Origin of the sequence: Proteus sp. TSJ240517, from assembly GCF_047921575.1 — a bacterium.
Taxonomy (GTDB): Bacteria; Pseudomonadota; Gammaproteobacteria; order Enterobacterales; family Enterobacteriaceae; genus Proteus.
On sequence record NZ_JBLRMH010000012.1, the window covers coordinates 95,119 to 108,954 of the forward strand.

At 35.8% G+C, this 13,836-nt stretch carries 11 protein-coding genes; 5 read left to right on the plus strand and 6 right to left on the minus strand.

Going from position 1 to position 13,836, the window contains the following annotated elements; all coding sequences use genetic code 11:
* The first annotated feature begins 364 nt into the window (after nucleotides 1-364).
* A complete protein-coding gene (locus ACNARN_RS17780; protein ID WP_196533964.1) occupies nucleotides 365-1,837 on the plus strand; it encodes an anion permease in 1,473 nt (490 codons plus the stop codon).
* 158 nt (nucleotides 1,838-1,995) lie between these two features.
* Here the strand turns inward: ACNARN_RS17780 and ACNARN_RS17785 are convergent, their stop codons facing one another.
* The gene (locus tag ACNARN_RS17785) at nucleotides 1,996-2,601 is read right to left on the minus strand and encodes a histidine phosphatase family protein (protein ID WP_109371414.1); all 606 of its coding nucleotides are present in this window, start codon (nucleotides 2,599-2,601) and stop codon (nucleotides 1,996-1,998) included.
* 22 nt (nucleotides 2,602-2,623) lie between these two features.
* Nucleotides 2,624-4,117: an SLC13 family permease gene (locus tag ACNARN_RS17790; RefSeq protein ID WP_196533963.1), complete on the minus strand. Its 1,494-nt coding sequence runs from the start codon at nucleotides 4,115-4,117 to the stop codon at nucleotides 2,624-2,626.
* 109 nt (nucleotides 4,118-4,226) lie between these two features.
* Between ACNARN_RS17790 and ACNARN_RS17795 the strand changes: the two genes are divergently transcribed.
* The 3 genes from ACNARN_RS17795 to ACNARN_RS17805 all read left to right on the plus strand — a co-directional run bounded on the left by ACNARN_RS17795 (nucleotide 4,227) and on the right by ACNARN_RS17805 (nucleotide 7,211).
* On the plus strand, nucleotides 4,227-5,141 hold the full coding sequence (locus tag ACNARN_RS17795; protein ID WP_198620868.1) for a LysR family transcriptional regulator: 915 nt from the start codon (nucleotides 4,227-4,229) through the stop codon (nucleotides 5,139-5,141).
* 120 nt (nucleotides 5,142-5,261) lie between these two features.
* Entirely contained in the window at nucleotides 5,262-6,086 is an 825-nt protein-coding gene (locus ACNARN_RS17800) for a VanW family protein (RefSeq protein WP_416304784.1), read from the plus strand.
* Between the two features lie 195 nt (nucleotides 6,087-6,281).
* Nucleotides 6,282-7,211, plus strand: a complete 930-nt coding sequence (locus ACNARN_RS17805; protein ID WP_109371420.1) for a Dyp-type peroxidase — start codon at nucleotides 6,282-6,284, stop codon at nucleotides 7,209-7,211.
* Nucleotides 7,212-7,284: 73 nt separating this feature from the next.
* Here ACNARN_RS17805 and ACNARN_RS17810 read toward each other — a convergent pair whose 3' ends face one another.
* Both ACNARN_RS17810 and ACNARN_RS17815 read right to left on the minus strand, forming a co-directional pair.
* The gene (locus tag ACNARN_RS17810; RefSeq protein ID WP_198625906.1) at nucleotides 7,285-7,632 is read right to left on the minus strand and encodes a hypothetical protein; all 348 of its coding nucleotides are present in this window, start codon (nucleotides 7,630-7,632) and stop codon (nucleotides 7,285-7,287) included.
* A 277-nt stretch (nucleotides 7,633-7,909) separates the two neighbouring features.
* Nucleotides 7,910-8,104: a hypothetical protein gene (locus ACNARN_RS17815; protein WP_198620870.1), complete on the minus strand. Its 195-nt coding sequence runs from the start codon at nucleotides 8,102-8,104 to the stop codon at nucleotides 7,910-7,912.
* A gap of 568 nt (nucleotides 8,105-8,672) precedes the next feature.
* Here ACNARN_RS17815 and mutS point away from each other — a divergent pair.
* Nucleotides 8,673-11,237: a DNA mismatch repair protein MutS gene (mutS, locus tag ACNARN_RS17820; RefSeq protein ID WP_198620871.1), complete on the plus strand. Its 2,565-nt coding sequence runs from the start codon at nucleotides 8,673-8,675 to the stop codon at nucleotides 11,235-11,237.
* Between the two features lie 115 nt (nucleotides 11,238-11,352).
* Here the strand turns inward: mutS and ACNARN_RS17825 are convergent, their stop codons facing one another.
* Both ACNARN_RS17825 and ACNARN_RS17830 read right to left on the minus strand, forming a co-directional pair.
* Entirely contained in the window at nucleotides 11,353-12,507 is a 1,155-nt protein-coding gene (locus tag ACNARN_RS17825) for a hypothetical protein (RefSeq protein WP_416304785.1), read from the minus strand.
* The gene (locus ACNARN_RS17830; protein WP_349443381.1) at nucleotides 12,504-13,763 is read right to left on the minus strand and encodes a hypothetical protein; all 1,260 of its coding nucleotides are present in this window, start codon (nucleotides 13,761-13,763) and stop codon (nucleotides 12,504-12,506) included. Before ACNARN_RS17830 ends, ACNARN_RS17825 begins: the two co-directional genes overlap by 4 nt.
* Nucleotides 13,764-13,836: the final 73 nt, after the last annotated feature.

Below are 13,836 nucleotides of genomic sequence, written 5' to 3' on the forward strand. Positions count from 1 at the left end.
TCCGTTATAATCTTATTAATTTAATATTATAAATGTGATATGAGATAAAATTACATACCATAATTATATTTTATTTCCACCTATCATTGAATTTAGTTTTTATTATTAATGTTTAGTTATAATAATAAAAATAAAAAACAACAATAAAAACATAAAGATAAATAATCACCCTGTATTTCAATAACATTAAGTTACATAAAATCTCTTATTTTAAAATTAAGTTAATAAATAATTTTATTTTTATGACATCAATCAATGAATATTTAATAATATGTTAATAAGATCATCTTCAATAAAAATACTTATTAGCTTTACTTTTTACTTCCGATTATTTATTTAACCTGCAACCTAATGGAATAACCTGATGAATAAATTAACTCCATTACGACCGATACCTACATTAATCGCCGTTTCTATTACCCTTATTATCTGGTTTCTTGTTCCTGTACCACAGGGGGTTGATCCCAATGCTTGGCATTTATTAGCACTCTTTGTCGGTACTATCGCCGCCATTATTGGTAAAGCACTTCCTATCGGTGCTGTATCTATTATTGCTATCGCATTAGTCGCTGTTACAGGTGTCACTAATCCTAATTCAACCAAAGCCGCTATCGGTGATGCATTAAGTGGATTTTCCAATGATCTTATCTGGTTAATTGGTATTTCCATTATGGTATCAATGAGTCTAAATAAAACGGGACTCGGCGCTAGAATTGGTTATTATTTTATTTCACTTTTTGGTAAAAGAACCATTGGAATAGCCTATTCATTAGCAATTGCAGAAACAATCTTAGCTCCTGTAACACCAAGTAATACCGCACGAGGGGGTGGGATTATTCACCCCATTATGCGATCAATTTCAGATAGTTTTAACTCTAAAGCGGAAGATGGTACAAGTGGTAAAATAGGCCGTTACCTCTCTTTAGTGAACTACAATATAAATCCTATTACTTCCGCTATGTTTATTACGGCAACAGCTCCTAACCCGCTAATTGTCAGTTTAATTATTAGTGAAACAGATCCTACACATGAGCTTAGTTGGTCTATGTGGGCAATTGCGGCTTTTGTGCCAGCTATCGTTTCATTAATTTTAATGCCTATTGTTATTTATCTACTGTATAAGCCTGAAATAACCCGCACTCCAAATGCACCTCATTTTGCCAAAGAGCGTTTAGCGCAATTAGGCCCTATTTCATTACCTGAAAAAATAACTCTTGCCGTCTTCGCCTTGTTATTAATCATGTGGGCTGGTGTCCCAGCATTATTATTTGGTGATGGATTTAGCGTTAATGCAACAACAGCAGCCTTTATTGGTTTGTCGATTTTATTATGTACTGGCGTTTTAAATTGGGATGATATTTTAAAAAACAAAGGTGCATGGGATACAGTAGTTTGGTTCTCTGCATTAGTAATGATGGCATCCTTCTTAGGAAAATTAGGATTAATTAAATGGTTGTCACTCAGTGTAGGGGCAAGTATTGATAGCATGGGCATTAGTTGGGTCAGTGGCATGATATTACTGGTACTAATTTATGTTTATTCTCATTATTTCTTTGCTAGTACTACTGCTCATATTACCGCAATGTTCGCCGCTTTTTATGCCGCAGGTTTAGCCCTTGGCGCACCACCAATGTTATTAGGGCTTATTTTGGCATTCTCATCTTCATTAATGATGTCACTCACTCATTACGGCACAGGCACCGCCCCCATTATTTTCGGTTCTGGCTACGCCACATTAGGTGAATGGTGGAAAACGGGATTTGTGATGAGTGTGGTTAACCTTATCGTTTGGATAACCCTTGGTAGCATGTGGTGGAAGGTGTTGGGATATTGGTAGGATTTAATGGTTTGATTTCAATAAATCAGAGCAAAGTTTCCCTTGCTCTGATTTAATATCGGAGTGACTTATTTTAAATTTCAGATTTAAATTCTAGCCTTAAATAATAAATACGTTTAAAACAGGATGATTAAATTGAAAACCACTTCTTATTAATCTTAATCAGCGACATTCTTATCTGGCATATAAGATCCAATATTATAGGCTTCTAATTTTGGCGCTTTATCAGAATTAAGATCAAAATTAAATATCGTTATTGTGCCTGGTGTTGCGGGTAATAAAAACTCAGGTGACAAATTTAAAAATACTTTGCAGGCTGCACGAATAACACCACTATGCACAACCGCTAATAAATCACTGTCTTCTTTGTGTACCCATTCCTTTAATGCCGCACCAATACGATCACAAAAATCAAACCAATTTTCACCTTTAGGTGGCGTATATGTTCCTGCTCGCCAATTTTTGTATTTATCTGCATGATGTCTTATGAGTTCTGGTTTTCGCTGTCCTGTCCATTCCCCCATATTTAACTCACGTAATAACGGCTCTTTAACCGCTTCGGGATGACCGACAATTTCTGCGGTTTGTACTGTTCGCCCTAAATCTGACGTAATAATCCTAGCGGGTGATAACAATTTAATACTCTCTTTTATCGCCATTGCTTGATTAATGCCTTTTGGTGATAAACAAGAATTAGCATGTCCTTGTAAGCGTGATTCCATATTCCATAAGGTTTCACCGTGTCTTAATAAAATTAGTCTCATTATTATTCCTTAATTTAATGGCTTAAAGACCATATCCAAGAATTTGGAACCAAGTGAATATCGCAATAGAAATTACCGATGCACCAACAAAACAGGTAATTAATCCATATTTCATTTGGTCTAAAACACTAAAGTAACCACTTGAAAAATAGATGGTATTTACTTTTGAATGTGGCGGTAATGTAATGGTATATGTGAGTGTAAATGACGCGGCTAATGCTAATGTTACCGGATCCATGCCTAATGTTTTGGCAAGCGCAATAATGGCTGGAATTAATATGGTCGTTTTCACGGTTTTACTCGTAAAAATTAAATGGCTATACATACAGATAAAGACAACAACAACATAGACCATCGTCGTACTCATATTTTCGAGTCCGAGCCCATAAACCATTTTACCAATTAACCATTGCGCACCTTGTGTGGATTCTAAAGTATTACCTGCCGCATAAGCACCTGCTGCAAATATCATAAGATCCCATTTAATATTGGCTTCATTCCACGTTAATAAGCCAATACGAGGCATCAGACAGAGAATGGCAGCAATAACAGCAGTCATATAAACGCTAATTTTGAAGCCAAACATATCTTGGTGATAACTTTCGGTTGCCCATAAGAACACTGCCATTAAAAAGATATACATGGCTTTTTTCTCATTCTTAGTTAATGCACCAAGTTGAGAACGTTCTTTTTTTAATTTCTCTAGCGAACCTTCAAAATCCACTTCCCCCTTAAAAGAGAATAATTTTAATCCAATAAAAAAGGAGATAGTCATACCAACAATAGCTAATGGGAAAGAAGCAATTAACCAATCCATATAACCAATAGAACCACCGGCTTGTGAATTGATAAATCCAACTGCAATAATATTAGCCGCAGTTCCCGTCATTACACCGGATGTTGCCAAAGCATCAGCTTGTACGCCTTGCAACATCATTAATTTCCCGTAATTACTTTTTCCAGGAATTGCCTTATGTATCTCTAATAAGATCATACAAATAGGCACCATTAATGTCGCGCGTGCAGTCGTTGAGGGAACAAAGAAAACTAAGCTGAAGTTAATTAAAATAAGGACAAATAACGCTTTTTTGGGTGTTTGCCCAAATTTGGTGATCATCCATAGAGCAAAGCGTCTGGCAATATTCGATTTGATCATGGCGGACGTTAAAACAAATGCTGAAACCATCAACCAAATAACGTCATAACCTAATGTACCGAAAACCACTTTCTCTTTTGCAACAGTGCCCGTTATTGGAAGTAAGACAATAACGAGCATTGAGGTTAAATAAATGGGTAAAGATCCACACACCCATAAAATTAACGCGGCACAAAAAATAGCAATGGCTTTTTGCCCTTCAATACTTAATCCATCGGGTGTTGGCATAAAAAATAAAACGAGTAATACCAATAAAGCTAAAGGTATTCCTATTGTTTTTAAGGTTATTTTCTTACCGTTTTGTTTTGGTGATGATGGCGCTGGTTTAGCGATGTCATCTCGCTTCGCAGTCTTTTCCATAACCGATTCCTCTTAATGTGTAGGGTAGGAAGTTCAGTATAGAAATATTGAGGTATAAAGATAATTGTATTAATATATTATAACTATAAAAATAATTTATGGTGCTGAGATGAATTTAAGCCAACTTGATGCTTTTCTACTACTTGCCAACGGTTTTAATGTTACTGAAACCGCAGAGCGTCTATTCTGCACTCAACCAAGTGTCAGTATTAAAATCAGAAAACTAGAAGAAGAATTGCAAACAACGTTGTTTGAAAGGATCAATAATCGGCTTTATTTAACGCCTCAAGGTAAGGTTTATCAGCAGTACGCAACCCAAATTATTAATTTAGTAAAATCCTCTTCTGAGCATATGCGACAATTTGATGATCCCTCTAAAGGTGAAATTAAGTTTGGCGCTAGCCATTTTGTTGGCGTTTACCTATTACCTCAAATTATGGCGCAATTTAGAGAACAGTATCCAGATGTGAAATTAAGTATGGATATTTCAAGCTCAACACAACTTATCCATAAACTTGATACCCAAGAATTAGAATTTTTGATCATGTCAGATCATATCTATTTAGATCCGACGGAATATCATCTTGATACCTTTCTTATCGATCCCTTAGTGCTTATTTGTTCACCTGAACATTGGCTGTCAAAAAAGAAACATTGCAGATTTTCTGATATTGCCTCAGAAGTTTTTCTGATCAAACCAGAGCACTCTGCTACCCGTGATTTTTTATTAGATAGGATCCAAGAAAATAATAAAGAACTCAAAAATGTGATGGAAATAAATAGCTTGGAAGGAATAAAACAGGGGGTTATTCACGGTTTAGGAGTCTCAATTTTATCTCGTCTGTCTATTATGCAAGAATTAAAATCAGGTCTTTTATGTGAAATTGCATTTGATGATATCCAATTTAGCCGAGGCATTCGTTACTTTTATCATAAAGAAAAATATATCTCTCCAGCCACTAAGAATTTTTTATCTGTTTTACAATCTCAAGCTCAAATTTTAACGAAAGATATCAATAAATAAATTTATTGGCTAAATTCTTAGCTCTATTATTTTAAGGATATCGGCGTATCAATACACTCATTCAATCGTTATCATACTCACGTTTATCTCTTTCTATTAACTATTGTTTAAAAGGATTTTATGCGTAGAACACTCTCGTCTTATCACCCTATTCTTTATACTTTGAGAGTGGCACAACGTCGTTTATTTCGCTCTCTTAGTTGGCGATTTTCAAGTCGAAAATACAGCAGAGACGTTCAACCAGAACATCGGCTTTCACACCGTTATCTAAAACACACATCTAAATTAATTAGTCGCCGTGGCGAAAGTGATATCCAATTACAATACAATAAGATAACGAATCTTAAATTAGTTGAAAAAGCATTAGATGGTGTAGTGATAAAATCGGGAGAGTATTTCTCTTTTTGCTATTTAATTGGTAAACCTAGCTATAAAAGAGGTTTTATTGATGGCATGCAACTCTCCTATGGTGAAGCAAGAAAAGGTGTAGGCGGTGGAATTTGTCAAGCCAGTAATTTAATACATTGGTTAGCACTACATTCTGAATTAAAAGTGATTGAAAAAGCCAATCACAGTTTTGATCCCTTTCCTGATGAAGGACGAGTCCTCCCTTTTGGCTCAGGAGCCGCTATTTTTTATAACTATGTAGATTTAATCTTATATAATCCAACGTCTTATGATTATCAAATTAGATTACATGTCGCTGAACATCAGTTAGAAGGCGAACTCCTTTGTAGCGAAGCAAGGGAATATCGTTATCATATTTATGAGAAATCTTCTTCTTTTATCAAAAAGGGAGAGCATGTGTATCGTTGTAATGAAATTTGGCGAGATATTTACACTAAAAACAATGTGGGCGCTTTTCCTCAATTAATTAAATCAGAATTATTGTATAAAAATCGTGTTGTCATAAAATATGATATTCCAGACTCAGAATTGAATTAATTCATTTAGATAAATATTTGTTGCCCACATTTTATATTCTAAAAAAGAGTATCATATTGAAACTCGTTACTTATAAAAATAAAAATCTCACCCTCTCTTTGTAATAGAGAGGTTTTTGGTGTAAAACTAAAAAACAATATTTTGTAAATATAGCTTAATTATTATTCATCTATTATTCGTCATTTAGGGATCACTATGAAATACCAAGATGTTACGAAATCACCCTGTGAGAATGCTTATTTTTTAGTTTTTAACCTCACCCACTCATCTGAAAACCGCGATACTCTGATCGATTTTTGTAATAATTTTTCTGGTTTGATACGTAGTATGAGGACACGTTTTCCTGAATTGGAAACAAGTTGTGTAATGGGATTCGGTGCAAATGCGTGGACTACATTATTTCCCAATCAGCCAAAACCCAAAGAGCTAAATACCTTTAAAGAAATTAAAGGTGACACTTATACTGCGGTTTCTACTCCAGGCGATCTCTTTTTCCATATTCGAGCCCTCAAAGTTTCAGCCTGCTACGAATTAGCGTCTATCATCAGCCAAAAGCTAAAGAATATTGTTACGCCTGTTGATGAAGTTCATGGGTTTAGATATTTTGACGGCCGTTCTATTATTGGTTTTGTCGATGGAACTGAAAACCCAGAGTATGAAGATGAGCGTGCTTCTTATGCCGTTATTGGCGATGAAGATCCTGAATTTAAAGGTGGCAGTTACGCCTTTGTACAAAAATATATTCACGATATGGAAGCATGGGAAAAACAGCCCCTTATCGAACAAGAAAAAGTCATTGGTAGACACAAATTCAATGATGTGGAGTTAACCGATGAAGAAAAAGAACCCGGTTCACATAATGTTGTAACCAATATTCAAGATGAGAACGGCGAAGATTTAAAAATTGTCAGAGCCAATATGCCTTTTTCCAATCCATCTAGAAATGAATATGGTACTTACTTTATTGGTTATGCGCGTTATTTTTCAACAACTAACCGTATGTTAGAAAATATGTTTGCAGGCACACCTGAAGGCCATACCGATAAATTACTTAAATTCAGTACCCCTGTAACAGGTACATTATTCTTTGTTCCATCACCTGAATTTCTAGATGATCTAGCGTAATTTATTACAAGTAGATATATAGGCTTGTTACTTATATATCTACTTTTTTATTATGGTTTTTTCTCTGGATCAATTATAAACCGAAAACATTAACGTAAAATTCTTTGCCGTCATCGGTGCTTTCAATGGTATAAGTAATCGGAATTGAATTTTTGCCGCCTTTACCTTCAAAAGAAAGTTCCGCAGCACATGAGTAAGTATCTCTTTTCTCATCATGTTCACGAGTACGCACGCTTTCTACTTTGATCTTTATTTGATCGATCACAGCAGCCATTTTTTGATCACGAAGTTCATCTTTTGTAATATCAATGACTAAGTCTTTTGCTTCTGAGCTGTCACAAGTCGGTGTTCCACCACCACATCCCACTAAAGGTAATGCTAATGCGCTTAATAAAGCTAATTTTAGAATTCTAGTTTTCATGTTGATTATTTCTTCCTTGCTCACAAGATAAAATAAATTTTTCAATATTTTACCTAATAATTATCTCGCAACAATATAGTGAGTTAATAGTCAGAATAAGATAACGATAGAAATTAATATTTTAGTGTTAAGATAATCATTAAGTAAAACCTACAAACTTTAACGCCAATATTAATGTGCTTCGATTTCTTGTTTGTTAATCACACCAATAATATCAACACGAATATTTCGTGTATCCGCTCTTCCTTTATCATCTACTGCGCGAATACGATAGCGACTACTCTCTTTGGGATACCACTCTATTGAGCGCTGATTTTGTACTATTCCCTAGATAAGCATCATCAACAAACCAATAAATAATATTGCTGTCATTATCTGTTGTTGCATTAAATACAATTGATGTGTTTGGTGCTGAAGTACGTCTTAAAGTATAAGTGGTATTACGTAATGGCGATAATATACGAGGCGGCATTCCTGTAACTATTTATGTTTATTTCAAGAAAATCCAGCAATTCATAATATTTATTATTAATAAAAATATGACTGGCTTGTTTTTGCCTTATTATCCATAAGATACCTTATTACTCTTACATACTCTTAATTTTTTCACACGCTTTAAAAATCGAAAAACACGAGTAAACTATTTTTATGCGAGTTATACCGCAAAAGGGATGATTTTCTTATGTTATGCACTTAAATATCTTGTTTTGCTTTGATGACCCGCGTATTTATATTTTATGTTTAAAAAAGCGTATATCTTTCCTCACTATTGCGTTAAAACATTATCTCCATCAATACTTACTATCGGATAATTAAAGAGTTTTCAGAAAAAGTGTGGATTGTCATTGAGGGTTAATCAACGATATTATAGTGATTAAAATTATTTCGCTTTCGGTCTAAAAAGATATTTGTATCATTAAAACAACTGACTGAAACCTTGTGATATGATCGTGCAAAGCTTGTGAAATAGAACGAAATGCAGTGTAACAACAGATTTTCACAAATAACTCAAAATTCAATACGTTAAGACAGACAACAACATGACTGACATTCAACATTTAGACTCCCACACACCAATGATGCAGCAGTATCTTAAGCTTAAAGCAGAGCATCCTGAAATCTTACTGTTTTATCGTATGGGTGACTTTTATGAACTGTTTTTTGATGATGCTAAAAAAGCCTCTCGCTTATTAGATATTTCATTAACAAAACGAGGTCAGTCTGCGGGCCAACCTATTCCTATGGCTGGTGTTCCTCATCACGCCGTTGAGAACTATCTCGCTAAATTGGTGCAATTAGGCGAGTCTGTCGCCATTTGTGAACAAATTGGTGATCCTGCAACAAGTAAAGGTCCTGTTGAGCGCAAAGTTATTCGTATTGTTACGCCAGGTACAGTGACTGATGAAGCCTTACTTGAAGAGCGTCAAGACAACCTTTTAGCCGCAATTTGGCAAGACAAAAATGGTGCTTTTGGCTATGCAACGTTAGATATCACATCAGGTCGTTTTCGTGTTACTGAAATGCCAGATAGTGAAAGCATGATTGCCGAATTACAACGCACCCACCCAGCCGAATTGCTCTATCCAGAAACCTTTGAGTCAATGGCTCTTATTGAGCGCCAGCAAGGTCTACGCCGTCGCCCTATTTGGGAATTTGAACCAGAAACAGCAAAACAACAACTGAATCTGCAATTTGGTACTCGTGATTTAACAGGTTTTGGTGTTGAAAATGCACATTTAGCACTCTGCGCCGCTGGGTGCTTATTACAATATGTGAAAGATACACAGCGCACTGCACTCCCTCATATCCGTAGCATCACGATGGAACGCCCTCAAGATTCAATTATTTTAGATGCCGCAACTCGTCGTAATCTCGAATTAACACAAAATCTAGCAGGGGGCACTGATAACACATTGGCATCTGTACTCGACCTTTGCGTTACCCCGATGGGCAGTCGTATGCTAAAACGTTGGATACATTCGCCATTACGCCAACGTGAACAACTTATCAAACGCCAAGATGCAATTAGTGCATTACAACCGCTCTATTTTGAATTACAGCCTTTTTTACGCCAAGTCGGTGATTTAGAACGCGTATTAGCCCGTTTAGCGTTACGATCAGCACGTCCTCGTGATCTCTCCCGTATGCGTCATGCATTTCAGCAATATCACGATATTCATCAAGTGCTTGAACAAGCCGATATGCCTTACATTAAAGAATTACAAAAGCGCATTAGCCAGTTTGATGAATTATGTGAATTACTTGAACATGCCATTGTTGAAACACCACCTGTATTAGTACGTGACGGAGGTGTTATTGCCTCTGGTTATAATGCCGAATTAGACGAATGGCGCGCATTAGCCGATGGCGCAAGTGATTACCTTGATAAACTTGAAATTCGTGAACGTGAGAAATGGGGTATTGATACACTTAAAGTTGGCTTTAATGGTGTACATGGCTATTACATTCAAGTCAGTCGTGGGCAAAGCAATTTAGTGCCTATGCACTATGTTCGTCGTCAAACGTTGAAAAATGCTGAACGTTATATCATTCCTGAATTAAAAGAGTATGAAGACAAGGTATTAACCTCTAAAGGTAAGGCATTAGCTATCGAAAAAATGCTTTATGAAGAGATTTTTGAAAAGCTATTACCTCACCTTGCAGCATTACAAAGTAGTGCTGAGGCTTTAGCTGAAACAGATGTTCTCTCTAACCTTGCAGAACGTGCTGAATCATTAAATTATACTCGCCCAGAATTGAGTGAGAAAACAGGTATTCTGATCACTGGGGGACGTCACCCTGTTGTTGAACAAGTCCTTAGCGAACCTTTTATTTCAAATCCATTACAATTATCCCCTCAACGTCGCTTACTGATAATTACAGGCCCTAATATGGGAGGGAAAAGTACTTATATGCGCCAAGCTGCATTAATTACTTTACTTGCTTATATTGGTAGCTTTGTCCCTGCTGAAAAAGCTTTAATTGGTCCAGTCGATCGTATCTTTACGCGTGTGGGTGCTTCTGATGATCTTGCTTCAGGTCGCTCTACCTTTATGGTTGAAATGACCGAAACAGCTAATATTTTGCATAATGCGACTGAAAACAGCTTGGTCTTAATGGATGAGATCGGTCGAGGTACATCCACTTATGATGGGCTATCTCTAGCTTGGGCCTGTGCTGAAAACTTAGCAAATCGAATTAAGGCAATGACACTCTTTGCAACCCACTATTTTGAATTAACCACACTGCCTGAAAAACTTGAAGGTACTGCAAACATTCACTTAGACGCAGTTGAGCATGGTGACACAATTGCCTTTATGCACAGTGTGCAAGAAGGTGCGGCAAGTAAAAGCTATGGTTTAGCTGTTGCTGCATTGGCGGGTGTTCCAAAAGAAGTTATCCGTCGAGCTAAGCAAAAATTAAAAGAGCTTGAAATGCTATCAGGCAACTCCGGCTCTGGTCATGTTGAAACATCACAGCTGATGTTATTAACAGAAGCGGAACCTTCAGAGATTGAATTAGCGTTGGATAAAATCGATCCTGATGCCCTAACACCACGACAAGCATTAGAACAACTTTATCGTTTAAAAGAGATGGCAAAATAGGCCATAAACAGTACAACATACTGATAATAAAAAAAGCTCTGTTTGATTTCACAGAGCTTTTTTATGGTTTTTTTTATAATTTATCAAACAGAGATAGTCAGAGATAAATACAACTCTACTTAATAAAAGCATGGCTATATTTCAGTCGTTCACCCAATAATAGTAAAGTATCTTCGTCGCCGTAATTATCAAACAAACGAATAAATGAAGATAAAGCAGGATTAAACATCATATCGTCATTAATTTTCTCATAAGAAGTATAATTTTTTGTTTTTAATGAGAAAACTAGCGTAGTTTGATCATCGTTACGACCTTTATTTAAAATCAAATCATCATTACTTATCATCAAATCATTTAGATATTTATAACCACTTTCATAGAAAGTTTTTAAATTTCCATCAGTTTGACGTTGAACCACAGAATAGAGATCACGAGAAGCATGTTGAGCAATAAAATAGATATCACCTTTATCATTTTGAGCAACCTCTTTAACACGCAAAGGAAGCCAGCGTGTTTTTGTTACTTCTTTATTCACTAAATTTAGCGTGATTTCTAACGTGTTTGTTGTGTAATGATGATTGTAAAAAATAACCAGAGAATCACCTGAAAGGGCATAATGAAATTGTGTAAACTCACCGAAATCCTCAGCGTAATACTGCTTCACCCGATCTTCTGTATTAACTGAATATTCCCAGCTTTCACCTTCATCTAAACTTGTCAGTATCGTCTTATTATCAACTAATACTAATTGTGATGTTGTTTGTGAAAACAGTAATTTTCCACCGATAAGCGCTAAAGGGAAGCGATAATAGCCAGCGTTAGTCTCTTGCCAAGGCATTAAATCTGCGACTGTAAACTTTGCTAAATCTATATTTTGACGCCCCTGTTCTGTAAATAATACACACTTATCAAGAACGCAATAAGCGTTATAAAAGCTACCTTGGCCTTGTGATACAAAGCGTGTGCCTTCTTTGTCAGAAAAGTACAGCGTATATTTTCTCTGATTATCTTGGCGGTGAAGTCGACCATAAATATCTACGTCATATCGCCCACTATCAGATTCAGTCTTAATTAATATCCCACTAGCAGCATAAAAAACCTTACGCCAATCATAACGAGAATAAGGATATGAAGATAACTCAGAGGCGTTTTCATTTTTCCATTGCCACTTAGAGGCAAAACCATGAAAAAGCACACCATAACAGAGCAGTAAGCTTAAAATAAATAAGCTTGTGATGATGATAAAAGGCTTACGGAAAAAAGGATTCATTGACGCAGCTCCGTAATATACAGCGGTCGCTTGTTCTCAACACATTGTTGCTGAAGTAAAAAATGGGTTTGATAACTACTATTACCTTTTTCTGAAAACAAAATATAAAGGTTTGAAAACAATGCAATTAAAAAGGCAAAGCCACTCATGATTAAACCATAGATAATACCCATTCCTAAAAAAGCATCACCAATAGAATACCAATCCCATTTATCCCAATAATTTCCATTATCATAAACATCGGAAATAGATAAACCAGCAACCATTGAGAACACAAAAATACTGACTAATGCGGTTATTAACAGCGATAAACAATATGTGCGCTGATGCCCAATATACATTTGTCCTGAAATTGAATAAGCGCCATTATCTGTATGATTATAAACCCCTAAGATAACAGGCTCTGAGTTCTTATCTTCAGCTTGCCAAAAGAACAATTCAACATCATCGCCATCAGCAAGAAACAAATTATGATCAGAATAAAATAAGCGCTCTCTATAACTTAATACAAAAGGATGTTTATTAATCAGACAGGATATTTGCATTATTACAGTCTCGCTATTGCGGGAATGTATTTGAAGTCTATTAATACTATGAATTTGTATTATTCCTCTAACTCGCTGTACTTTACTTTGCTTTATTTGAGGAAACGACTTTTTACTCAAGGTAAATGAAGGTAATGGTGCTGATTTTATTCCAGTAATAATGAGTTGCTCGCCATCTGGAGCTATCAATGCTTGCTTGGCGATGACTTTATCCAACGCCTTTATTCTCTTTCTATGTTTGGGGCTGGTGCGCTGAAAATAGCGATAAACTTTTTCTCCGATATAACTGATCCCAGCCATGACAGCACCAAATGAAATAATCATTGTGATAATGATAAAGAAATTAGGCTCTAAATAAATTAACGAGAAATAACTCCACCAGCCTCCAATCACGGTCAGAAAAAATGCAATCAATAACCATTTTTTCTGTTTTGCTGTTAGCGTGAATTTTCGTTCAGGCTCCAATCTTCCTTTTGTATCATGATAAATCCATTGCACCCAGAAACTGCCATCTTTCAGTAATTCTGCACAGATTTTAAGCTCATCACCTTGTTTTAATCGTTTAAGAAAATCTTGAGAGTTAGCAAAATCAGCTTCATTAAGATAAAAGTTTTTACCTGATGCTATTAATCTCACCATTCCCTTTGGAGAGATTTTACTTTGGCTAAAATCGCAACGCTCTAGTTTAACGTTTAAAAAATAATCTTTCATATCTTCCTTTATTACTTTCATCAGGCTGACGAGGTACAAGACTGCGCTCTTGTTTTATCGTTTTGAATCGTAT

Excerpts from the sequence above, each read along its gene's own strand:
- ACNARN_RS17780 (WP_196533964.1), top strand. The coding sequence starts at position 365 with ATGAATAAATTAACTCCATTACGACCGATACCTACATTAATCGCCGTT.
- ACNARN_RS17785 (WP_109371414.1), bottom strand. The coding sequence starts at position 2,601 with ATGAGACTAATTTTATTAAGACACGGTGAAACCTTATGGAATATGGAA.
- ACNARN_RS17790 (WP_196533963.1), bottom strand. The coding sequence starts at position 4,117 with ATGGAAAAGACTGCGAAGCGAGATGACATCGCTAAACCAGCGCCATCA.
- ACNARN_RS17795 (WP_198620868.1), top strand. The coding sequence starts at position 4,227 with ATGAATTTAAGCCAACTTGATGCTTTTCTACTACTTGCCAACGGTTTT.
- ACNARN_RS17800 (WP_416304784.1), top strand. The coding sequence starts at position 5,262 with ATGCGTAGAACACTCTCGTCTTATCACCCTATTCTTTATACTTTGAGA.
- ACNARN_RS17805 (WP_109371420.1), top strand. The coding sequence starts at position 6,282 with ATGAAATACCAAGATGTTACGAAATCACCCTGTGAGAATGCTTATTTT.
- ACNARN_RS17810 (WP_198625906.1), bottom strand. The coding sequence starts at position 7,632 with ATGAAAACTAGAATTCTAAAATTAGCTTTATTAAGCGCATTAGCATTA.
- ACNARN_RS17815 (WP_198620870.1), bottom strand. The coding sequence starts at position 8,104 with ATGCCGCCTCGTATATTATCGCCATTACGTAATACCACTTATACTTTA.
- mutS (WP_198620871.1), top strand. The coding sequence starts at position 8,673 with ATGACTGACATTCAACATTTAGACTCCCACACACCAATGATGCAGCAG.
- ACNARN_RS17825 (WP_416304785.1), bottom strand. The coding sequence starts at position 12,507 with ATGAATCCTTTTTTCCGTAAGCCTTTTATCATCATCACAAGCTTATTT.
- ACNARN_RS17830 (WP_349443381.1), bottom strand. The coding sequence starts at position 13,763 with ATGAAAGATTATTTTTTAAACGTTAAACTAGAGCGTTGCGATTTTAGC.